This window comes from Marinobacter salicampi (assembly GCF_011074795.1).
GTDB lineage: Bacteria > Pseudomonadota > Gammaproteobacteria > Pseudomonadales > Oleiphilaceae > Marinobacter > Marinobacter salicampi.
The window spans coordinates 112,786-134,916 of sequence record NZ_JAAMPF010000009.1 but is presented as its reverse complement, the minus strand read 5'-3'; the positions used below and the strand labels follow the sequence as shown (position 1 = coordinate 134,916).

22 protein-coding genes are annotated in these 22,131 nt (G+C 57.9%); 12 read left to right on the top strand and 10 right to left on the bottom strand.

The features are described from left to right. Positions 1-723 precede the first annotated feature (723 nt). Positions 724-900: a hypothetical protein gene (locus tag G7W63_RS04315; RefSeq protein ID WP_166253659.1), complete on the bottom strand. Its 177-nt coding sequence runs from the start codon at positions 898-900 to the stop codon at positions 724-726. On the opposite strand from G7W63_RS04315, the gene G7W63_RS04310 reads away from it, so the two are divergent. Then, entirely contained in the window at positions 899-1,690 is a 792-nt protein-coding gene (locus G7W63_RS04310) for a ferritin-like domain-containing protein (protein ID WP_207308881.1), read from the top strand. The two genes, G7W63_RS04315 and G7W63_RS04310, sit on opposite strands and share 2 nt — an antisense overlap. Positions 1,691-1,841: 151 nt before the next feature. Next, positions 1,842-2,873: a flavin-containing monooxygenase gene (locus G7W63_RS04305; RefSeq protein ID WP_242634311.1), complete on the top strand. Its 1,032-nt coding sequence runs from the start codon at positions 1,842-1,844 to the stop codon at positions 2,871-2,873. Here G7W63_RS04305 and G7W63_RS04300 read toward each other — a convergent pair. Beyond that, the gene (locus G7W63_RS04300; RefSeq protein WP_166253656.1) at positions 2,807-4,903 is read right to left on the bottom strand and encodes a putative bifunctional diguanylate cyclase/phosphodiesterase; all 2,097 of its coding nucleotides are present in this window, start codon (positions 4,901-4,903) and stop codon (positions 2,807-2,809) included. The genes G7W63_RS04305 and G7W63_RS04300 overlap by 67 nt on opposite strands. A 319-nt stretch (positions 4,904-5,222) precedes the next feature. Here G7W63_RS04300 and G7W63_RS04295 point away from each other — a divergent pair, with 319 nt between their 5' ends. From G7W63_RS04295 to G7W63_RS04270, 6 genes are all read left to right on the top strand, one after another. Further along, the gene (locus tag G7W63_RS04295) at positions 5,223-6,512 is read left to right on the top strand and encodes a PQQ-dependent sugar dehydrogenase (protein WP_166253653.1); all 1,290 of its coding nucleotides are present in this window, start codon (positions 5,223-5,225) and stop codon (positions 6,510-6,512) included. 85 nt (positions 6,513-6,597) lie between these two features. Then, positions 6,598-6,915: a c-type cytochrome gene (locus G7W63_RS04290; protein ID WP_166253651.1), complete on the top strand. Its 318-nt coding sequence runs from the start codon at positions 6,598-6,600 to the stop codon at positions 6,913-6,915. A gap of 462 nt (positions 6,916-7,377) precedes the next feature. Further along, entirely contained in the window at positions 7,378-8,403 is a 1,026-nt protein-coding gene (locus tag G7W63_RS04285) for a DUF2235 domain-containing protein (protein ID WP_166253648.1), read from the top strand. A 337-nt stretch (positions 8,404-8,740) separates the two neighbouring features. After that, positions 8,741-9,187 (top strand): helix-turn-helix domain-containing protein, encoded by a 447-nt coding sequence (locus G7W63_RS04280; RefSeq protein WP_166253645.1) that lies wholly within the window; start codon positions 8,741-8,743, stop codon positions 9,185-9,187. Next, complete coding sequence (locus G7W63_RS04275; protein ID WP_166253642.1) at positions 9,187-9,591, top strand: hypothetical protein; 405 nt, start codon at positions 9,187-9,189, stop codon at positions 9,589-9,591. Before G7W63_RS04280 ends, G7W63_RS04275 begins: the two co-directional genes overlap by 1 nt. Positions 9,592-9,832: 241 nt before the next feature. Next, entirely contained in the window at positions 9,833-10,546 is a 714-nt protein-coding gene (locus G7W63_RS04270; RefSeq protein WP_166253639.1) for a succinate dehydrogenase iron-sulfur subunit, read from the top strand. A gap of 25 nt (positions 10,547-10,571) precedes the next feature. On the opposite strand, the gene G7W63_RS04265 is transcribed toward G7W63_RS04270, so the two are convergent. Beyond that, complete coding sequence (locus G7W63_RS04265) at positions 10,572-10,934, bottom strand: DUF488 domain-containing protein (protein ID WP_166253637.1); 363 nt, start codon at positions 10,932-10,934, stop codon at positions 10,572-10,574. Positions 10,935-11,035: 101 nt separating this feature from the next. Between G7W63_RS04265 and G7W63_RS04260 the strand changes: the two genes are divergently transcribed. After that, positions 11,036-11,248: a penicillin-binding protein gene (locus G7W63_RS04260; RefSeq protein WP_166253634.1), complete on the top strand. Its 213-nt coding sequence runs from the start codon at positions 11,036-11,038 to the stop codon at positions 11,246-11,248. Between the two features lie 58 nt (positions 11,249-11,306). Continuing rightward, on the top strand, positions 11,307-12,044 hold the full coding sequence (locus tag G7W63_RS04255) for a maleate cis-trans isomerase family protein (protein WP_166253629.1): 738 nt from the start codon (positions 11,307-11,309) through the stop codon (positions 12,042-12,044). A 50-nt stretch (positions 12,045-12,094) separates the two neighbouring features. Here G7W63_RS04255 and G7W63_RS04250 read toward each other — a convergent pair whose 3' ends face one another. From G7W63_RS04250 to G7W63_RS04230, 5 genes are all read right to left on the bottom strand, one after another. Continuing rightward, the gene (locus tag G7W63_RS04250; RefSeq protein WP_166253624.1) at positions 12,095-13,303 is read right to left on the bottom strand and encodes a cation:proton antiporter; all 1,209 of its coding nucleotides are present in this window, start codon (positions 13,301-13,303) and stop codon (positions 12,095-12,097) included. A gap of 125 nt (positions 13,304-13,428) precedes the next feature. Next, complete coding sequence (locus tag G7W63_RS04245) at positions 13,429-13,986, bottom strand: hypothetical protein (protein ID WP_166253618.1); 558 nt, start codon at positions 13,984-13,986, stop codon at positions 13,429-13,431. Positions 13,987-14,476: 490 nt separating this feature from the next. Next, on the bottom strand, positions 14,477-16,102 hold the full coding sequence (locus tag G7W63_RS04240; RefSeq protein ID WP_166253615.1) for a methyl-accepting chemotaxis protein: 1,626 nt from the start codon (positions 16,100-16,102) through the stop codon (positions 14,477-14,479). A gap of 333 nt (positions 16,103-16,435) precedes the next feature. Next, a complete protein-coding gene (locus G7W63_RS04235; protein ID WP_207308880.1) occupies positions 16,436-16,870 on the bottom strand; it encodes a hypothetical protein in 435 nt (144 codons plus the stop codon). Between the two features lie 16 nt (positions 16,871-16,886). Further along, positions 16,887-17,528: a DUF1294 domain-containing protein gene (locus tag G7W63_RS04230; protein WP_166253612.1), complete on the bottom strand. Its 642-nt coding sequence runs from the start codon at positions 17,526-17,528 to the stop codon at positions 16,887-16,889. 132 nt (positions 17,529-17,660) lie between these two features. Between G7W63_RS04230 and tenA the strand changes: the two genes are divergently transcribed. Both tenA and G7W63_RS04220 read left to right on the top strand, forming a co-directional pair. Next, positions 17,661-18,329 (top strand): thiaminase II, encoded by a 669-nt coding sequence (tenA, locus tag G7W63_RS04225; RefSeq protein WP_166253609.1) that lies wholly within the window; start codon positions 17,661-17,663, stop codon positions 18,327-18,329. Positions 18,330-18,456: 127 nt separating this feature from the next. Next, the gene (locus tag G7W63_RS04220; RefSeq protein WP_166253606.1) at positions 18,457-19,536 is read left to right on the top strand and encodes an alpha/beta hydrolase; all 1,080 of its coding nucleotides are present in this window, start codon (positions 18,457-18,459) and stop codon (positions 19,534-19,536) included. Between the two features lie 39 nt (positions 19,537-19,575). On the opposite strand, the gene G7W63_RS04215 is transcribed toward G7W63_RS04220, so the two are convergent. Continuing rightward, on the bottom strand, positions 19,576-21,066 hold the full coding sequence (locus tag G7W63_RS04215) for an OmpA family protein (protein WP_166253603.1): 1,491 nt from the start codon (positions 21,064-21,066) through the stop codon (positions 19,576-19,578). 60 nt (positions 21,067-21,126) lie between these two features. Next, positions 21,127-22,131 (bottom strand): OmpA family protein, encoded by a 1,005-nt coding sequence (locus tag G7W63_RS04210; RefSeq protein ID WP_166253600.1) that lies wholly within the window; start codon positions 22,129-22,131, stop codon positions 21,127-21,129.

The following is a 22,131-nucleotide window of genomic DNA, read 5'->3' as shown; positions in this document are numbered from 1 at the left end:
AAATCCCCCGGTCCGCTCGCTACCGCGAAGCGGTTTAGTTCAACAGTGGTTAGATAGACCTCTCCGATATTACATAAACGCGAGGTCTTCATATCACGGGTCAGCCTCGCCAAAAAATTCGAAAATTCTTTGAAATACTCGAAATCTATAGTCCACCCGTTTCAAACCAACGTAATCGCACGACGTCCGCTTTCTCGCAATAACGAAGCGCCCGACTTTCTGACGCTCAGGCTCATCCAAAGCTCTTACGTAGTATTTAGCCACCTACACTGAAGAGGTTCGGAGGGGCAAAGCAGGAAGTAAACGGACAACCCGGAATGGGGGCCTTTGCCAAATCTAACGCAACAACCCCACCCCAAGCTCCTGCCACTGCGCCCTGCCTCAACCCGACCATTCCGGGCGGCACCGGTTCGCCAAAGCAAGAACACACGGTCCCCGTCTGCATGAGTTGCCCGCAGTGTTTGTGGGTGTGCACGACGGGGACACCGTCCTCGGCGCGCCGACTGTTTTGTGGGGAGTGAGATGTTCTTCGGGCAAGACCGGCTCGACTGGATCGAAAAGGCGTTGGTATCAGAGTAATCGGTGGCAGGTAGAAGGAACCTGGTGCTGAGGCCTTCGCCTTAACCAAAGCCAACTCCCGCTCAGTATAATGCCCCACCATATCCGACAGCCCCTCCACCAGTTCATCAAAGGTGATGGGCGGAGACGGCTCACACAGGTGCCTTACAACCGAGTAGATGCCCCGAGGATCATGATGTAGCTCATGGTGCGGATGTTGCGGATCTGCAGGGTTTTGGGGTGGTGCATCAGGTACTGGGTGACCAGTTCTGACAGGGTTTTGTGCAGGGGTTCCACGTGCTGCTCGAAGTCCAGCACCATGGCGTAGCGGGCGGCCTTCATGTCTGACCTGATGTGGATCGAGCACGTGGGCGCCCGGGGTTTTGCCGCCATGGCGAAGAAGGCGCCCACGGACACCCTGAAGGAAATCTACACCTACTTCCATCCCGAGGGGCAGCGCCACGCCAACGCTGAAATAGCCCTGATGCGCCGCTGGGGCATGCTGGATGGCGATGAACTGCCGGAGCCCAACATCAACCTGCGGCTGACCATCGAATGGCTCGACCGCTACAGCGATGACATGCCACTGAAAGTGCTGGGCTCGGTGATCCCCATGCTGGAAATCGCCCTGGACGGCGCCCTGCTCAAGTTCCTGCTGGAAGAAGTGGACGACCCGCTGTGCCACGAGGTGGTCGAGAAAATCAACGCCGACGAGTCCCGCCACCTTGGGGTGGATTTCCACGTCATGGAAATGCTCGGCCGAGGCAAACTGCACCGGCAGACTGTCAAGACCCTGGGCACAGTGGTCAGCCCCAAGCTGATTCTTGGCGTGCTCGCCTATGCCACGCTGCTGAACAAGATGCGGGACAACATTGTTGCCATGGGGCTGCGGGAAGAGCGGCTGTACGAAGCCATGAACAAGTACGAACGCATTGGTGGCCGCACCGCCGAAGGCCGCCGAAACCCCTGGTTCCAGATCATCAGCCAGCACGGAAAGATGGTGGTCAACCGCGCCCACCCCTACCACAAACCGGTGGATGCGCTGGTAAAGCTGACCAGCCACATCCCCATAGGGATGATCGGCCCGGTCCCCACCTGGGTAAAAGGCCTCACCTGGCGCACCACAGCCTGAACAAAACCATCGAACCAACAAGGGAGGGGGAGGCTTTTCTGTCGGGAAAAGGTGTCTGAGCAAAGCGAGTTCTTTTCCCGACAGAAAAGCCTTACCCGACCGCCCGCGTCCAGTCAGTCCATTCCCAGAACCTTTAATCGAGAGCAATCCAATGAAACCAACCCCCAAACCGCGATCAAACAGGCAAAAGCACAGTGCCCAAAAGGCAGCCACCCCCATCCACGAAGTCCTGATCGTAGGGGCCGGTTTTGTCGGACTGCGCACCGCCCTGCGCCTGCAGCAGGAAGGCATCCGTGATGTGGTGATACTGGATCGGGCCCAAGACATAGGCGGAACCTGGCGGGACAACACCTACCCCGGTGCCGCCTGTGATATTCCCTCGAACCTCTATTCCTCCTCCTTCGCCCCCAACCCGGACTGGTCCCGGAGCTTCTCCGGCAGCCGAGAGATCCTCGATTACGTTCACCACCTGGCAGACGCCAACAACCTACGGCGTCTGGTCAGGCTGAATCAGGAAGTCACCGGTCTCGTGTTTGATGAAGAAGGCGGCGTCTGGACCGCGACCACCGCCTGTGGCGATGAGTTCCGGGCGCGCTCGGTCGTGATGGCCCAGGGACCGCTGTCCAACGCCAGCTTCCCTGCCATTGATGGCCTCGACAGCTTCCAGGGCAAGACCATGCACAGCGCCAGCTGGGACCACAGTTACGATATCAGCGGCAAGCGGGTCGCGGTGATCGGCACTGGCGCCAGTGCGGTCCAGGTTGTGCCTGAGCTTGTGAAACAGGCCAGCAGAGTCAAGGTGTTCCAGCGTACGCCGGGCTGGGTATTACCGAAGCCGGACTTCTCCACCCCGTCGTGGAACCGCACCGTATTCAGAAAGCTGCCCGCCAGCCAGTCGCTGGTGCGCAAGGCCACACAACAGAATGCTGCAAAAGCGCCTGGCCCGCACCAACTGGAATTCCGGCTGCAAGAGCTGGCACCTCACCGAGGACGGCTTCAACGCCACCATGTACCCGGGGTTTGCCACCCAGTATGCCCGCCAGATGGCATATTTCGAGCGCGAGGACTACCTGGTGCTGGGGCGATGAGCGCTCGCCAAGTCGGCTGGCGGGCCTGTCACATCATCAGCTGGCCAAAATCGTTCCGACACAAAGGTTTCGAAAACAGAAAACCCTGGGCGTAATCGCAGCCTGCGTGGGACAGGAAGTCCAGTTGCTGTTCCTGTTCAACGCCCGCCGCGACTACTTCGATATCAATGGCGTGGGCCATGGCAATAATGGCCTTCAGTATGCGGTCGGCGCTACCGCCCTGGCCTGCGGATTTAACCAGGTCCCTGTCCACCTTGATGCTGTCCACCTGGAGCTCCTGGAGTGCCAGCAGGGAAAACGGCTCGATACCAAAATCATCGATCGCCAGACGCAGCCGCAACCCGGCCAGGCCAAAGCTGCTGGCAGGGTTGAAGCCGGAGCCACGGATGTTGCTCAGGGAGACCGGGCTCAGCTCCATGGTAATCCGGCTCTCATCGAGATCACTCTGGGTCAGCCGTGTCTGCCACTGGTCCACCAGGGACCGGGTAAAAAAGGAGGAGGGTGACTCATTGATATTGATCGGAAAGCCTTCGCCGCCCTGCGCCCGCCATTGCAGTGAGCTGGCCACCGCCTGCTCCAGCACAAAGGCATTGATACGGTCCGTGATAGTCCCCTGTTCAGCAATGGTCAGGAAAGCGGCGGGGGTCAGCAGCCCCTTTTCGGGATGGTTCCAGCGCAGCAGGGCCTCGGCCTTGGCAATAGCGCCGCTACGGATATCAATGATGGGCTGGTAGTAAACCTCCAGCTGGTCGTCATTAAGGGCCTCATCAAGTTCCCTGTTCAACCGCATGTGGTCGGATTCCCTCTGGGTCATCCACGGCCTGTACAGTTTTACCCGGTGGCCGCCACGGTCCTTGGCTATGTACATGGCCTGATCGGCATTATGCATCAGCTGGTCGGCGTCCGTGCCATCATCCGGGAACAGGGTCAGACCGATGCTGCCGGAGATGCTTACCCGATGGGAATTGACATCAAAGGGCTCTTCCAGGCTGGCCAGCAAGGCCTTCGCTGCCTCTCGCGCCCCGTCCCTGTTGGTGTCCTTGAGTATCAGGATGAATTCGTCTCCACCCAGGCGTGCGACCGTATCCATGGCCCGGACATTGGCACTTATCCGGTTAGCCACCTTCTCCAGCAGCCGATCTCCGGCCTTATGGCCGAGCTGGTCATTGGCTTCCTTGAAGCGGTCGAGGTCGAGGAACAATAATGCGAAGGAACTGTTCTTTCGTTTTGCTTCCAGCAGGTTTTGTTCGAGGCGGTCGAGGAACAGGCGCCGGTTGGGAACGCCGGTGAGCGAATCGAAATTGGCGTTGCGCCACACCTGGCGCTCGACCTTCTTACGGTCAGTGATGTCCCGGGAGGTCTTGGCGACCGCCTCCACCTCGTTCTGATCGTTGAATACCGGCACTAGCTGGCAGTCAAAATAGAACTCGCGACCTGAGGGTGACGTACAACGAAATTCGCTGCGCTGGCACTGGCCGGTCATGACGGTCTGGACGATCGCATCTTGCACTTCTGTTGCAAAGCCCAGCCCCAGCTCAAGGGGGGTTTTGCCAATGGCATCCCTGGCCGGTGTACTGATCAGCTCCGCCATCGGAGCATTGAGGATCAGAAGCTTGCCCTCGGCATCGAAAATGGCCGAAGGGTCGGGAGTGACCCTCAACATGGCTTCAAACAAACGTGACTCGTGTTTTTTTTGATTGGAGTAGCTCGATACCGAGTTGGCGATCAGCTGGTCGACGGCCTCGTTGAATCTGACCAGTTCATCCAGTTCCTGGGCGGTGAGCCCACCAGGTCCGACCCAGACTTCAATCACTCTCGCCCGCAGAGCCCTCAATTCCTGGATCACCTGGAGTATTGAGAGACCCTGTTTGAGGCGGCCTGTGCCATGGTTTTCGGCGGCGACGGAGATGGGGTCCTTGCCTTTGCCTAGAGCTTTGCGGGCTGACTCGCGGTGGCTCTGGGAGGTAGAGAGATCTTCAATAATGAACTCAAGCATGGCTCGGGCATGGTCTTCCAGAACGCGGATGTTTTCGTCCCGCAATTCAGGGGCAATTTCCAGCGCGGCATCTGCCCAGTCTTCCAGTAGTTGCTCCATTTCAGTCTGGATAAAGCAAACAAGCTTCATGGTCGGGGCGCCCTCCGTGGTTTGCTTACGAATTCAACAGGGTTAAGGCCAGCCTTTTCCGGATGGCTACTGTTTCAAAAGTAGGTCACGAATAAACAGACATCGGATCTCGTCTTTGCCCCCAAGACTCAGATGAACTTACAGTACGCCTTCTCCAGATACACATCAAAACCGGCATTGAAAATATGCATTTTTTGACCACCACAGGCATCGCCAAGCGATGGAATATGCGTTCAGGCCAAAACTTGACCACCCAACAGCCAGACCTATACTCAATTCACATAGGATGAGAGATCACAACTTACAGGGAGTAAACTCAATGTCTCAGAAACCGTCCCCGCGTGCGCTTGGCGCAATCGCTGCTTCCGCCCTAATGGCTGCCCTGCCGATTGCTGCAAGCTCAGACACCGACACGCCTGAACTCAAGCACACCACCGTTCTATCCGGTCTGGAAAATCCCTGGGGTATGGCTTTCCTGCCCGATGGCGCCATGCTGTTCACCGAAAAGTGCCGCGGCCTCTCCGTGCGGCTGCCGGACGGTGACGTGAACAAACTGGTGGGTATGAGCGACACCGAAGACTACGCCACCACCGCAGACGATCTGTTCTGTGAGGGCCAGGCAGGGATGAACGGCGTCGCGGTCGACCCGGACTTCGAGGAAAATCGTGCCGTTTATGTTTACTCGGCCTCAAAGAAGTCCGACCCGCCCACCAACCGGGTGATCCGCCTGACGCTGAATGAAGACATGAGCCAGACCTCGGAGCGGACCGACATCATTGAAGAGATTCCCTACAAGGAGGAAGCCAGCGACCACCCCTTTGGCGGGCCTGGTGCCCACAACGGTGGCCGGCTTCGCTTCAGCCCCGACGATGGCTTCCTTTACGTGACCACGGGCGACAACCACAACAGCCAGTTGCCGCAATCCGGCGACACACTGGGCAGCAAGGTGCTGCGGATCGACCGGGACGGTGAGGCGGCGCCGGATAACGCTGAGGCAACGCCGGAAGGCTTCGACCCGAGGATCTTCACCTACGGTCACCGCAACGTGCAGGGTATTGCCTTCCACCCCGAGACCGGTCGGCCCTATATCACCGAGCACGGCCCCTGGCATAACGATGAAGTGAATGCCCTAGAGGCCGGCGCCAACAGCGGCTGGGACCCCCGCCCCAACATGGCCGGCCGTGAGGACTGCCCCGATGATTACTGCGGTTACCAGCCCAACCAGGGCGAGGGCATGGAACCGGAAAAGCGCGACAACTACATGCCGATGACGGACACCGACACCTATCCCGAAGCCATGGAGCCGGTGTGGGATAATAACAACCTTTCCCAGGGCATCAGCAGTGCAGCCTTCCTGACCGATGATAAATGGGGCGCCTGGAAAGGTCGCCTGGCTGTCAGCTTCCTGGGTATTGGTTTTGGCGGCACGCCTACCGGGCAGCGCATTGATCTTCTTGAGCTGTCTGATGACGGCGAATCGGTGGAGGATGTGACCGAGCTGCCGGCGCCCATGGGCTCGTCCCGCTTCCGTGCCCTGGTGGTAGGGCCGGACGGCGACCTGTATACCGCAGTGGATGAAGGTAGTATTTACCGCATCACCCCAGAATAAAACGCTCCTCCTTCACTGCTCCGATGGCCCCGGGTGGCCCACCGGAGCAGTGAGGCTCTAATTCGAAAAATCCAAAGGAATAATCATGAAGACACAACTACTTTGTGCCTTTGCCGCTGTGCTGATAACGGGTACGGCCCAGGCCCAGGATGGCGACGCCTCTGCCGGCGAAAGCCTGTATGCACAATCATGCGCCCAGTGTCATGGCCCCGAGGGCAAAGGCATGGCCAGCTTCCCGTCCCTCGAAGGCCGGGATGCGGAATACATCAAGTCGCGCCTGACCACCTACCGCGACGGTGAGAAAGTAGGCCCGAATTCCGGCCTGATGATACCGAACGCCTCGAAACTGTCGGATTCGGATATCGACAACCTGGCTGCTTATATCTCTAGCAGTTTTGAATGATTTGAGTCGAACGTTCGGCATCAAGTGTGTAAACGTAGCGGACGCTTCAGCTTTCGTGGAGCCGCCAGGCTCCTTCGGCAAGGTCGGCGTATTGGGCACACCTGCGGTGTGCTCGAAAGCTGAAGCTGCCGCTACGAACGACCTGAAACCTGAAACCTGAAACCTCAGGATAAGCCCCGTCACGGGAGTGTGTCGGTGGGTCAAATACTCACCTCAGCCCACGGCACCGACTGTGTAAATGTAGCGGAAGCTTCAGCTTTCGTGGAGCCGACAGGCTCCTTCAATGAGGCGTCCGAGCTGGCGAAAACATGACCAATAAACTTTAATTAGTTGAGTTACTCACTAATATGCAACCGGGCGGCGCCCGCCCGCCAGGGCACCAGGCCATGGCGCAGGTGACACCAGCGAGGCTGGGGATAGCGAGCGGCACAAAAGAAAGTGCCTCGACAGGAGGTCAGCGCCATGAAACGCTTCGTCCTTTGCTTTGACGGCACCTGGAACCGTCCTGAAGAGAACATCGATGAGGACTTTCCCACCAACGTACTGCAATGCGCTCGCGCCATTCAACCGTCCGATGGCCACGGCATCGAACAGGTGGTTTTCTACGACTGGGGCATTGGCTCATACCATGATGAGATCCTTGCTGGCGTCACCGGGCGCGGCCTTGAAAAGAACGTGATGGATGGCTATCGCTTTCTGGTTCACAACTACGAACCTGGCGACGAGATCTTCCTGTTCGGTTTCAGCCGGGGCGCCTACACCGCCCGCAGCCTCAGTGGCATGATCAACAACTGCAGTATTCTGAGAAAAGAACACTCCAACCTGATCCAGAACGCCTTCCGGCTCTACAAGGTCAAAAGGCACAAGGCCAACAGCGAACACGCCATGGCCTGGAAGCGGCGGTTCTCGGTGGAGGAACGCACTCCGGTAAAATACGTTGGCGTGTGGGACACAGTCGGCGCCCTTGGCCTGCCGTTTACTTTCTTTGGCCTGATCAAGGACCAGGACCTGTTCTACGACCGGGAGATCGGCAGCAACGTCAGGGTCGCCCGCCACGGGCTGGCTCTGGACGAGCATCGGGAAGACTTCGAGCCCACGCTCTGGGAACCACGCGTCGGCACCGACATCAAGCAGGTCTGGTTCGCTGGTGCCCATTCCGACGTCGGCGGTGGCTACGGCCCGGACAGGCACGACCACCTGCTTGCCGACATCCCCCTGCTATGGATGATGGAAGAGGCGAGAAGACAGAACCTGGTGTTTAACGACACCCTGCCGACCTCCACCCACACCACCGCCGAGCAGCACAACGAGTACAAGGGCAAATACCGTCTGCTGGGTAAACTGATACGGGACATACCGGCCCCGAACCGGATAAAAACCTGGGTTCATCCGAGTGTGAGAGCGCGATACACCGTTGGCTACCAGAGTGAGCCGATCGAGCGGTATGCGGCCCGTTATGGGGAGTGGCCGCCCCTCTGGCCCGAATAAATTCAGCGAAGCGGGCCTCCTTCGGGCCTGATGATAACGAATGCCTCTGGCCTGTCCAGGATCACCTCCTGTACTGAGTAGAAGATCCACGAGGCATACAAGGACTATGGAACCGCTCGGTGTAATCGGATTGATGAGCCTGTATCTCATCAAAAGTTCGCTAGCGACGTCTATCTAATCGTTCTGGTTTGAGCTATTCCAAAAATCATATAAAAGCTGCGTTGCAGTATGCGGTTCCCGAATCCCATCTTAGCTGCCTGACCAAAATTCGCCAGCCTGATGATGAACCACTAACTTGCGCCCAGCCCGGCATTCTCGCTAGACCGGCGGCGTGCTGATGGACAACGCCGTGCTGGACCAGTCCCTGCCCCAGGCGGACCCCCAGCTGGCCGAGGTACACAAGCGCTACAGCCGGGCCCGGCTGGATGCGCTATCCATGAACAGTGCCTCGGCACCGGCACTTCGGCGGTGGCTGGCTGCCAGGCTGGGCCCGGTACTTCCTCGCCGGCCAGAGGCCGCAGAAGCGTTGGGTACGAGCGAGCGGACGTTGGCACGGAGGCTTGGCGAGCAGGGGAAGACATTTGAAGGCCTGTTGGATGAGCTGCGCCGCGAACGAGCGCTTCAGGCAGTTGCTGACACAAGCGCACCGCTGTCTGAAATAGCCGAATCCCTGGCTTTCGCTGAGCTGAGTACGTTCTACCGGGCCTTCAGGCGCTGGACTGGCATGCCACCTATACGTTGGCGTAAACAGCAGGACCATAGGCCAGATCAGAGGACAAACTGATGGATTCCTATCTTGCGCTCAAGGCCCTGGCGGTATGGTTCGGTATTGTCATTCTGGCCATCGCGAACGGCGTCTTCCGTGAAGTGGTACTTATACCTTTTATCGGGTCGCCCGGGGGACTGATGCTCAGCGGTGTCCTGCTGTCTTCTTTTATACTGGGCATCACCTACCTCACCCTGCCCTGGTTCGGACGGCTACCTGTTTCAGGTTACCTGGCTATCGGGCTTGGCTGGCTCTGCCTTACCCTGGCGTTCGAATTTGGGTTTGGCCGGTTGGTACAGGGCAAACCCTGGCCGGAGCTCTTCGAGGCCTATCGATTCACCGGGGGCAACATCTGGCCCATTGTCCTGCTGGTGACTGCCCTGTCACCCTCTATCGCTGCCAGGCTCAGGGAGTGGTGCTGATGCTGATGGCCACTTCCTGACAAGCTCAGGTATAGCTTGCTCTCAAGCCACCGCTGATCAGCACCAGCCCGCCTGGTGTCGGGATTAATCGCCAGGCTCATGCCCATCATGCTGGCAAACCCGTCGCCTATGGTGTTGGTCATGGCCGTGTCGATTGCGTGGCCCGGCAAATAACCTGCATAATAAATGTTCCTTAACAAGTTCGGCCAGTAAGCAGTGAGTCAACGACAGGAGAATAGCTATGGATGGCTTTACCGTCAGGCTTTACCGATACCATCCGGAACAGAATGATGCCCCTTATAGTCAGGATGTCGAGGTTGGCAACGAGTTCCGTGATCGGATGGTACTGGATGTACTGGAGTATCTTAAAACCATGGACCCTACCCTGACGTTCCGGCGCTCATGCCGTGAGGGCGTTTGTGGCTCCGACGGGCTGAACATCAACGGCCGCAATAACCTGGGTTGCATCACCAGGGTGTCGGAGGCCATGGGCAGGAAAAACATTTTGGAAATTCGGCCGTTGCCAGGCATGCCAGTCATCCGGGACCTGGTGGTGGATCAGTCCCTCTTCTTCAAGCAGTACGAGCGTGTCCAGCCATGGCTGATTAACGAAACCTCTGAGCCGGGGATTGAAAGGCTGCAGAGCCCCGAGGACCGTGCAAAGCTGGACGGATTATACGAGTGCATTCTGTGCGCCTGCTGCACCTCCGCCTGCCCGTCCTGGTGGTGGAACCCGGAGAAATATATAGGACCGTCGGGGCTGCTTCAGGCCTGCCGGTTTCTGCTGGACTCCCGAGATACGGCCACTGCCGAACGGCTGTCGAAGCTGGAGGATCCGTTCAGTGTGTTCCGCTGCCGGGAGATAGGTAACTGTACAGCGTATTGCCCGAAAGGACTTAACCCCATGAGGGCCATCGGCCGAATCAAGGCCATGCTTTTCAAGAGGGAGGTTTGACCGGCCGGTCGGTCAGTGTGTTACCTCAAAGCTCACCGGCCAGAAGGTAGTCCCGCAAGGCCACAGCATTGTTGTGGTCCGTGTCCTTGGCGGCGAAGACCAGGGTGATCCTTTCATGCTGTTCCAGAAGCTCCCGCAGCTTCTTAAGATCTTCGCCGGCGGCCTCCTGCTTTAACTCTTCCAGATAACGCTTCCTGAACTCCGACCATTTGTCAGCCTCGTGCCCGAACCATTTCCGTAAATCGGATGAAGGCGACAGCCCCTTGAGCCAGCAGGTCAGGTCAGCGTCCTCTTTTGCAATACCCCTCGGCCAGATGCCGTCAACCAGGACCCGTGGACCATCGGAGCGCGCCGGCTCGTCATAGGCTCTTTTCAGACGAATATCCATAGAGGTCTCTCGTTGCGTCCGTTGCATCGTGCGTCATCACTGTCATGCTATACCCTTATCAATAGATCGTCGGAAATACAAACACTGACAAGGAAATTCCCATGGCAGACGAAGACACCCTGAACGCCCTTAAAACCGCCTTCACCTATATGCCCCAGCCCGTTGAGGTCAACCGGTTTGAATACGGAGATGATACCGACAGGATACTGAGCCAGATAAATTTTGTGCGGGAAGTGCTTATCAGCCACGGCATTGACCCGGAGGAAGTGGCGGGGGAAATCAACCCGGCTTCTTCGCCGAACTCCTGTTACTGACACTCACCGGTAATGGATATCTGCCGACGGCAGAATCGTTGAGAAAAGGAGGTCACCGATGACCCAGGCCCTGACGCCAGCCAGACTTGGGTTTCTCTACCCCGGTTTTGCCGCCGAGGATGACTATCCGCGGATGGGTGAAATGCTTGAACCCCCGGCCCGGGTCAGCCTGGTCCACACGGAATTTACCGAAGATGCCCATACCGTTGAGGCACTCAGCGAAATGGGTAGCATCCCGCGGCTGTCGAAGGGAGCGGAAGCGCTCGCAGACTCTCAAGTCGAATCGGTTCTGTGGACTTCCACCAGTGCCAGCTTCGTGCTGGGCCTGGATGGCATACGGGGCCAGATCGACGCTCTTCAAATCATCCTCGGGGTACCGGCCTCTACAACCGCGATGGCGTTTGCTCACGGGGTAAAAGCCCTTGGTGCAAACAGGGTGGCCATCGCCGCGACCTACCCAGAAGACGTCGCCCAGCGGTTCCGACAGTTCCTCGGCCACTTCGGCATTGAGGTGGTACACCTCGCAAGCCGTGGCATCGTGACCGCCGCTGAGGTTGGCACCCTGGGAAAGGATAAGGTGATCGACTTTGCAACGGCCAACACCCGGGCGGATGCCGACGCATTGCTCATCCCCGACACCGCGCTCCACTCCGCGGCCTGGCTCACCGAACTGGAACAGGCAACCAGAAAGCCCGTGCTGACCGCCAATCAGGTCAGCTTCTGGGAGGCTTTGCGCCTGTGCGGAAAACTGACACCGCAACGCGGCCTGGGCCGGCTATTTGAGATGACGGGCTGAAATTATGAAGAGCTGCCGTGCTTTTAGGCTAGCGCAAGCACCCAATCGATTTACCGTGAATGCCGCAGAACCCGTTTCACCAGCACTGGTCCGACCAGCTCGAAGATAATGGTGGACGCCACTACCACCGGCAGAATGGAGTCGCGGAATTCAGGAAATCGCTCTGCCGCCAGCAGGGCCATACCAATGGCAACCCCTGCCTGTGGTGTCAGCGCCAGGCCGATATTCCGGGGCAGCTTCTGGTGTTTTGCCAGACTGAACATCACGGCAAGATAGCCTCCCAGCGCACGGCCGGCCAAACGCAGAAAGATATAGGCGAGCGTCAGCAGTACTGCATCGTCTGCCTTGTACAAGTCGATGCTGGCTCCGGAAAGCACAAAGAAGAACACCAGAAACGGCCACTCAATGTGCTCGATCTCCCGGAATGACCGGGTATGGTGATAGGACAGATTGGCGACCAGGCCGCCGGCAATCATGGACGCCAGCAGTGCCGACACGCCCAGCAGCGAGGAGAGTCCGGCCAGTAACAGAATGACCGCGATCGCCTCGACCTGAGTGGGCTCTCCGGGCCTCAGACGGCCGGTCAACCATGCTGCTGGCAGACCCACGGCGATTCCGATCAATATGGCGCCTCCCAGCTCCCACAGGGCGTGGAGCAAAGCCGGTTGGCCATCGCTGCCAATCACCCAGCCGAGAACCGCCATGCTCAGCCCGAAAACTACAATACCCCAGGCATCATCAATAGCCACAATGCCCAGCAAGACTCTGGGAACCAGCCCGCTGCTCCCGCTATCCCGTACAGACTCACTGACCGCTGCAGGGTCCGTTGCCACTGAGATGGCAGCCAGTGATACCGCAACCACAAGAGGAAACCCCAACACCAGCAAGCCGCCACCGACCAGAATACCGCCGCCGACAATCACGAACAGGGAAATCAGTAGAATCAAGGGACCGGTATTGCGCAGCCGGCGTAACTCCAATTCACTACCCAGAAGAAACGCCACCATCACCAGTGCCAGCTGAATCAGCGGCTCGCTCAGACCACCCAGCAGATCGCCATTTTGCGTACCTATCCACACCTGCTGAATAAAGGCAATGCCGATCCCCACCAGCATCAGAATCGAAATCCGCGGTATTTTTGTGCGGTGGGCAAGGGCATCTGCGAAAATGCTGACCGACAGAATAACTCCCAGCAGGATGATGCTTATTGCAGCCTGGGAAGCCCCGACAGGCAGCCATTGAGGGAGATGCTCTGTCATGGTGGTTCCTCGGCCCGCTATGAGGCGCCCTGACGTGCGCTCAAAAAGCTACACGCCGGGGAAACTGAATGAAGTACCCGCGCCGGGTTTTTGCTGGCATGGCTCACCAGAATTCCAGTGCGACATCACTGCCCGGAAACAAGTTTCACTGGCTTGGTGGGGTCGAAGTCCAGCCACTCGCTGTCTTCAATACTGCCGTCAGCCTCTTCCACCTCTTTGCCGCCGTGATCCCGAATCAGCCCGATCACCTTGTCCCTATGAGCACCATTCACCTCGGCGGCTACATGGGGGCCGGATTTGCGGTCGGTCAGCTGCGCTTGGCTCTTCACAGCCTCAGGGTCGGACTCCGGCTCGTCGCGGGTTTTACTCACCGCCCCGGCCAGAGAGCCTGTATAGGCCCCTACGCCGGCGCCAATGCCCACGCCAACAGGCCCCCCGACGGAGCCCACAGCCGCGCCAGCAACCGCACCGGCTCCGGCGCCCATCCAGGCCCCCTTGCCGGATTCCGATGCCCCGGGAGAGCTGCCCTTGTCGCCACCGAGGGGCAGGACATGATGCTGTCCATCCGGAGCGACATAGAAAACTGAAACCTTGTCCTTGTCGATCCCGGCTTCCTCCAGCGCCTGCGCCAGATTTTCAGCTTTTTCCTGATCGTCAAAACGACCGGCGATTATATGTCCCATAAAGCAATCCCTCGCGAAAGTTTGGGGAAAATTTGATCATTGCTATACCTAACCATAGCAAAGATAAAACAGATTGTTTCATCGGGGACCAGACGACCGCTCAGGTTTCTCACAGTACCTGAGCAACTGCCAGGCGTGATGGCGAATGGTTTCTCAGTGGCTCAGGATGGTAAAGGGAAAAGGCAGTTGGGCGAGCTTCTCCGGGCTGTCTTGTTAGCGGGGGATCAGTTTCCGGAGAAAGGGCTCGCGCCGCAGTCTCGGGCGTTGTGCTTACTATCGCTGATAGTTTTTCATGGCGGGCCCATTCGAAATGACCACCGGTGCGGCAGCCTGTTGCTAGCGTATTGATGACCACAACGCTCAGGCCATGGGTTGCGGTCGCGTGCAGGACACAGTCAATGCGTTGGCAGAGAGAATGAATACTGCCGGGGCATGAGATGAAGGGCCTGCGCGGTATTGCTGCGCCGGCCCATTGGTTTTCTGAACGGGATTAACCCCTGAGGCGCTCGGAGAGTCGTTTTGCAGAATGGGCCATAGCCTCAAGCTCAGGTATAAGCTTGAGGTTCTCATTGGACGCTTTGCTCATATCTTCCGAAAGTTCTGCAATGTCCGTTATGTTCTGATTGATATCTTCACAGACGCTGGTTTGCTCTTCCGCCGCCGTAGCCACCTGTATGGTTGCGTCCTTGACGCTGCTCATGCGCTGATTAATACCGGCAATGATGACCTGGATGTCGTTGACCTGTTCGACACACTCCTTGGTAACCACCTCGCTAGCATGCATGAATTCGGTGGCGTCCCTGGAACCGGATGCGATGTCTCCGATGATGGAATCAATCTCGACCGTGGCGTGCTGGGTTTTCGCGGCCAGATTTCTGACTTCATCAGCCACCACGGAAAAACCGCGACCAGCCTCGCCTGCCCTGGCCGCCTCGATCGCAGCATTCAGGGCAAGCAGGTTGGTCTGATCAGCGATTTCACGAATGACTTTCATCACATCACCTACTTTATTGCTCCCGGCAGCCAGCTTTGCGACGGTTTCACCGGTGGACCGGATCTGGTCAGCGAGCCGCTCCATGCTGCTGGTGGTTGCTGTGATATGTCGATCGGCTTTATTGGTTTCGGTGGTTGTCTCATCAACCTGAGAGGAAACGCCTGCGGCATGTTGCGCCACATCCTGGGCCGTGGAAGACATTTCATTCATCGCCGCTGCGACCTGATCGATGCGCTGGTGGCTGCCCTGGGATTTTTCGGATATAGCGCGGCCGCCATTCTTGACCGATGCCGCAATCAGATCCAGATCCGCCGCGTTCGACTGAGTGGTAGTGCGTATTTCCTGAAGAAACTGATGTAGCTTTCGTGACGCAGCGGCCAGAGCGCCCAGTTCATCTTCGCGCTTGAGGGTCACTGGATCTGAAAGGTCACCCTCACCAAGCTTCTGTAACTGACCGCTGATCTGCTCAGTGGGCCTGACGATTCTCCTGCTGATCACAATCAGGATAATGCCAGTGCCAATAAAGATGGCGAGAATCAAACCGGTTCCCGCAAGCAGGGTATTGTCATGGGCGCTTTTTTCAATGGTGTGAGCGTCCTCACGAGCAAGGGATGCAATACGTGCAACAGCTTCTTCTATGAGCCTGGAGGGCTCACGGTCTATGCCGGAAACCGCTGCATCTCCTACTGCGTGATCGTAGCCTGAGGCCTCGAAACGCTCGAAACCCTGACGGTAGGCCCTGCCCATTGCCTGGTGTTCTTTCTGGAACGATTCAAGAACCGCTCTCGCCTCTTGATCCCAAAGAGTATCTGTCAGCTGGTCGAGCTTCGCCTGGATCTTCAGCTCCTGCTTCTGAAAACGGCCCCAGTATTTCTCCCTTTGGGCGTCATCATCGCCACGAATCAGAACGTTCTTCCACTCCTGAACCTGTGTCTTGAAATCAATAAGTATGGCTTGGGCTTCGTTGGCGGCGGCGAACTCTTCCTCAAGCACGAAGCTGAATCGCTCGGTTACGTCCAGCGAGAATGTAAGATAACTACCCGCTACCACAACAACGAGCAGATTTACGGCCAGAACCAGACCTGTTACCTGCCTGGAAATACTCTTACTGAAATATGCCACGGATCAGCCCCTCGGTGGAGATATGGTTCGCTTTTGCCCTGCATTGGGCGGGAGCAACTATGGATCGGCCAATCCGTTGAAAATTTTCGTTAAAACGGCAGGCGGGGAAGCCCGGTATTCTACCTACCCGCTCTGGAAAGCTTGTTAAATTTTGTTAGCTGAGAAAAGCTGGGGCATTGTATGTAAATACAGTTCGACCACGTGAAAAACCTCGAAATGCTGCCCCGCAAAAAATTACCGAATACATCGGTAGTGGCTGACTGGGCAGTTACAACTTGCCTCTGGCGGGGAACAGGCCATCTTAGTTAGCGTATTGCGGAACGACGGCTTCAGTTAATGCACTTTTATGGCGTTCGGGCTAATCAAAGCAGTCCCCAACACCAGAAAAAACCCTGTCAGCACGAAGACCTTGTTCACAAACCAGTTCGTGCGCCAGATCGACCACTCAGGATCCGCAAGAAAGTGTGTAAACAGTGTGACGATGATCAGGGTTTCAACCAGGGACATAACAATGGCCAGGACGCGGGTATACCGAGGGCGTGCCAGTAACGCCCAGGCCAGCCAGAGGTGGGCCACCGGCCACAGGTCCCAGTAGATATAGGTGGTCCACCTTTCCCCGATGATCAACGCAAACGCGATCGGGAACAGATACTTGATGAAAACCGTCCAGGCCACGAGGATCACAAACAGGTGTGCCAGAAACACAGCCCACGGGCTTGAAGAGGGCGATGGGGACGGGTGCCGGATGCTCTGTGTTGGAGGTGTCATGTCGCCTCTCCTTCAGTCAGAAACCCGAAAGCAGGTTCAGTCGCAGTTGTTCAACCCCCAGCTCCTGCCGGACAAAATATGCCTCAGGCCAGAATAACAGCCATCCTAGGACCGCCAGGTTAAGGAAGACACACAACCAGTAAATAAACTGGAAAGAGCCCTTACGGGTCTTGTGGCGGAATAACTGCTGGGCAATCAGGGCACCCGGCCAGCCTCCCAGAAGATCAAATAGATGCAGCCGTTTCTCTGGCACCCGCCTTTCTCCGCGCCCCGCAGCGCTCTTGTCCACCGCATATAGCACAAACGTAAGCAGACTCAGTGCGAGGTAGGTCGCTGGCAAAGCCACAGGCACAACCCCAGTGGCAAACAGGCCACCAAGCCCCCCGACGAAACCGGCTGCCACCAACAAAGCCAGCCAGACACCAGGGGCCACACTTGCCCGTATCCTCGCGGCTCCTGCGCACTGGAACTGTGCCGCCCGCAAGCGTCCCTGGCCGTCCTTGCTCTGGTTATAAACCACTTTGCGATGGGCCGAAGGTCGACCCCGGCCAGAGTAGGCGCTGATGTGGGCGAAAACCCTGTCACCACTGCCCTCAGGCGTTATGAAACCGAACCCCTTGGCATCGTCCCAGGCGGTGAGTGACCCTTTCAGATTCAATGGCTTTTCTCCAGCATATAGGTAACCCGTAAAAACCAATTATGCCATGCTGAACGGAAATCTAGATCAGACGTGGGTTTAATGCTTCCATAGACCCTGTCGCAAGCTCGGGCCCCCACAGCAGGAGATCCCATGCCCTACCAATTTGAAGACCTTAAAAAGCGCTGCCAGTCAGAGTGGCGCGAATATATCGAGCACAGCTTTGTGAAACAACTGGGGGACGCATCCCTTGCTCCGGAGGCTTTCCAGCATTATCTCAAGCAGGACTACCTGTTTCTGATCCAGTTCGCCCGGGCGTTTGCCCTGGCCGCCTACAAAAGCCCGACCCTGGCAGACCTGCGGCAAGCCAAGGAAGGACTGCAGGCCATTGTGGATGTGGAGCTGGACCTGCACATCAGCTATTGCAGGGAATGGGGTATTTCAGAGGCGGAACTGGCCCGCCTGCCGGAAGCCCGGGCCACCATTGCCTATACGCGCTACGTGCTCGACACTGGCAACCGGGGCGACCTGCTGGACCTGCACGTCGCCCTCTCGCCCTGCATGGTGGGCTACGGTGAAATAGCCAACTGGCTGAACCGTCAGCGGGAAACCCTTCGCGGCGAGCGCAACCCCTACGATGCCTGGATCGCCATGTACGAGAGCGATGAATTCCAGCAAGCCATGGAGGCGGAAGTCCACTGGCTGAATGACAGGCTGGCTGATATTTCCCTTTCCCGATTCGAACAGCTCGCCCGGATATTCAGCGATGCCACCCGGCTTGAGATCGACTTCTGGGAGATGGGGCTGCAGCAGAGTGACTGAAGAACCAGCGCGCGCAAACTGCCCCCGTGCTACTTTAGTGTCCAGAACGTCCACGTGAATGCCGTGCATGAGGGTTGGCCAAAAACCGGGCGGTACCCGCAAGCACCAGCACTTATAAAGGCTGTCTATGATGTTCGGAATCGCCTGGTTCGTAATGATGTGGTTTGGTCTCGTCATGATTGCATTGACTGCGGCCGTGGTTTTCCTTCTGCGCCGGAGCCGTGATGCCACGGATGACTCCGAATTCCCCGCCCCCGAACACCAAAATGAGGCTCGCCAACAGGTGCTTGAAAAGGTCAAGGGTATGCATGCCGCCGCCAGAGGCCTCCATGGCCGCGCCCGTGTAAAGGCGTTGCGCAAATATATGGATAGCATGAGCGATGGCCTGGAACTGGTCTCGGAAATTCGCTCCCCGACCAGCGGCTCGCCCAAGGGAGAATGGGTAATTGCGCCCGGAGCAAAACCCGAGCGTCGCCTTCTCTACATCCACGGCGGCTCCTGGATCGCCGGCAGCCCCAAAAGCCATCGCGCCATTACTGACCGGCTGTCCCGACTGGCCCAGGCCTGCGTATTCGCTATCGATTACCGGCTGATGCCGGAGAGCCGTTATCTGGACGGCATCATCGACTGCCAGCAGGCCTATCGCTGGATCCTGGACAACGGGCCGGACGGCAAAGCACCGGCTGAATTCGTGGTGGTGGCCGGTGATTCCGCGGGCGGCAGCCATACCTTGGGGCTTATCGCCTGGATACGGGACCAGGGTCTGCCACCACCGACCGCCGCTATTGCCTTATCCCCTTCGACCGAACTGATGCTGACCTCGTTGGGCAGCCGTGCCAATCTGAAAACCGATGCCATGCTGGGGCCAACCGTCAGGAAACTGTCCCGGGTACCCTTGCCGTTACTGTGGTGGGGAACTGTGCTGGGTATGCGGGTACTGCCCACCAGCCCGATCGCATCGCCTCTGCGAGGGAAGCTGCACGGCCTGCCTCCAACACTGATTCACGCCAGCGAATCGGAAATGCTGCTGGAAAACGCCCAGCGATACGCAGAGAAAGCGCAGGCTGCCGGTTCACCGGTAGAGGTGAAGACCTGGCCTGACATGGTTCATGTATGGCACCTGTTTACACCGCTGTTGCCGGAGGCAGAAGAGGCCTACGAGCATATCGGCGCGTTTCTGTCGCGGGTGGAAGCAGGTTCCACATAGCAGACCGGCTCGGCATCAGCCGCCTGCCATGTTGGACCTTCACTGAGCGACCAGTTCAACCCTGCGATTTTTGGCCTGGCCATCCTCGGAGGCATTGGTCGACTGGGGTGCGAGAGACGCCACACCGAAGCCCTCCAGTCGTCTCTGGGCGATATTGAATGCTCCGATCAGGCGATCGGCCACGGCCTGGGCCCGGCGTTCGGAAAGCTCTCGGTTATAATCGAGCTCACCCCGGTTATCGGTATGCCCCACAACGTAGATCTTGAGTTCGGGATGACGTTCCATCATAGCCGCCACCTGTTCCAGAGCCTGATCGGAGGACGGCATCAAAGCGGCGCTGTCGTGCTCAAAGAATATCCCGCCAAGGACCGCCTTGCCTGTGTCATCAAGCGCTTTTTTAAGGGCATCCGGTGAGAGAACGGTAATGCGGTTCTGCATATCCCGCTCTTCCAGAACCGAAAGCCCGAACTCATTATATGCGTCAGAGTTCGGCTCGGGGAACGCGATGCTCAGCCGGATACGGCCGTCGGCGCTCGCTGCTGCGATGTAATGAAAACCGGTAACAGGGTCGACTTCAGAATCAAGCAGATCAAACTGCAGGTACTCCCCGCAGGCGTCGTCCTCGCACTGGAACAGTATTTCATAACCGGAGTCATTCAGGCTTTGCTGGTAGGAGTCCATAATTTCCCGCCGGGTCACTGCCGCTGGCAGCCGGTAGAGGATACGGGTCAGTTTGCCCTCGGCTGTCGTTGAACGGGTCTTTTCCAGGTCCAGTTCGCAGCAGCCTTTACCGTGAATCGGTCCGAGCAGTTGCCTGAACTGCTCAAAGTCCGCAGAGCTATAGTGATGAATTGAGGCTGAAGGGTGACGGGGGAACAGAGGATGATCGCTGGAACCCGCCACGTCGGACTCCAACGGCTCAGGTGCTGATTCCGGTGTAGAGACTGACCGTTCGGGAGCCAGTACCCGGATGCGGTTGACCAGAGGGCGACTTTCCGCCACATCCACGGCATATTCCCAGCTGTCCGATGAGGAAGATTCGGGAACGAAGGCAAGTGCCACATGGGTTGAACCGTCCGCGCTGCGGGCGGCCAGGTAACTCAGGCCGTAGACCACATTGAGCTCCCCGTTGAGCATCTGATAATCGCGGAACTCGCCGCAGGCACTGTCCACACACTGGAAGAGGATTTCGTAACTGGCACTCTCCAGCGACTGCCGGTGGGATTCGAACAGCTCCAGAGCACTCAGGCGTTTTGGCACAGAGTACACGATTCGAGTCAGTTCCCCCTGAATCCGGTTCAGCGGGGTGTTCTCCTCTTCGATGTCGCAACAGCCCTCCCGTACGCCGAGCGGCCCCACCAACTGCCGGTACTCCACGTAGCCCTGCTTGCTGTAGCTGTCGATCTCCGCCTCCGGGTGGCGGTCAACCAACGGGTGATCAGCACCCCCTTCACTAGCGGCAGCAGGCAAAACGGTGGCACTCCAGGCGAGAACCAAGACGAAGGCATAGAAAACCGGCTTAAACCACATGGCATATCCTTGCTGATGTTGATGTCACGAAAATCTTCTGTCGACAGATCGAAGCCCTTGTCAGGAGCCGGTTTCAGCCGGTGTCTGCAATTCGCTCTGGCTGGCGGCCTGACCTTTGAGCCCATCCGACCTGAACAGGTCGACCCGTCGCTGGGCCGATCGCCATTGTTCGGTGGTGGTGCTGACCGGCGTTGCAGCGCCTTCGCCTCGAACTGAAAGGCGCTCACCGGCAATACCTTCAGCAATCAGGAAGTCGTGTACCGCTCTTGCACGGCGCTGTGAAAGACCCAGGTTGTAATCCAGATCCCCCCGGTCGTCGGCATGGCCGACCAGGTCCAGTGTCCATTGGTTGTTCCTCTCAAGGACCTGCTTCGCCGCTCTGAGGATCAGGCGGCTGCGATCATCCAGTAGCGCGCTGTCGAACCCGAACGCAACCAGGGGGCCGGCCAGAGCATCACTCTCGATCATGGTCTCCATTAACCGGCCATAGGCGGCAATATGTTCAGGGTTATCAGACAGAACGGTCACCTGATCAATGGCCACCCGTGGCCGGGTACCGATATCGGTTACATGCAGGGCGACGTATGTTTCCGCGGGCCCCTTGGCGGGAAAGCGTGCAAACAGGTAATACTGAGCATCGGTTCGACCGTCGACTTGTGAAGGATAGAAGAGCGTCCATCCCGGGGCATCTCCGCAGGCCGCCCGTTCGCACCGGTAATCAATGTCGTAGCCCGCTGCCGTCATTGCCCGCTCTGCCCGCTGGAACAAGGCATGGGCGCTGGTCTGCCGGTCAAAGTCGAGCACTTCCCGGCGCAGGCTGCCTTCGGTGACGATTTCCGTTTCAGGTATATAACCCTCGCGCTCCCCCGCTGCCGTGGCAGCACGGTAGTCCATGGGGCCCGCTATCATTGCATGCCTGGCGAAGCTCTTTTCTTCCAACCTGACCTGCTCGCCGGGCTGATCAAGCTTCAGCGCAAAGCCCGTCTCCGTGGCATAAGCGGCGGGAGCGATGACAGCACCAACCAGTATGAGGTATCGCACAACAAGTCCCTTCATGATGTTCAT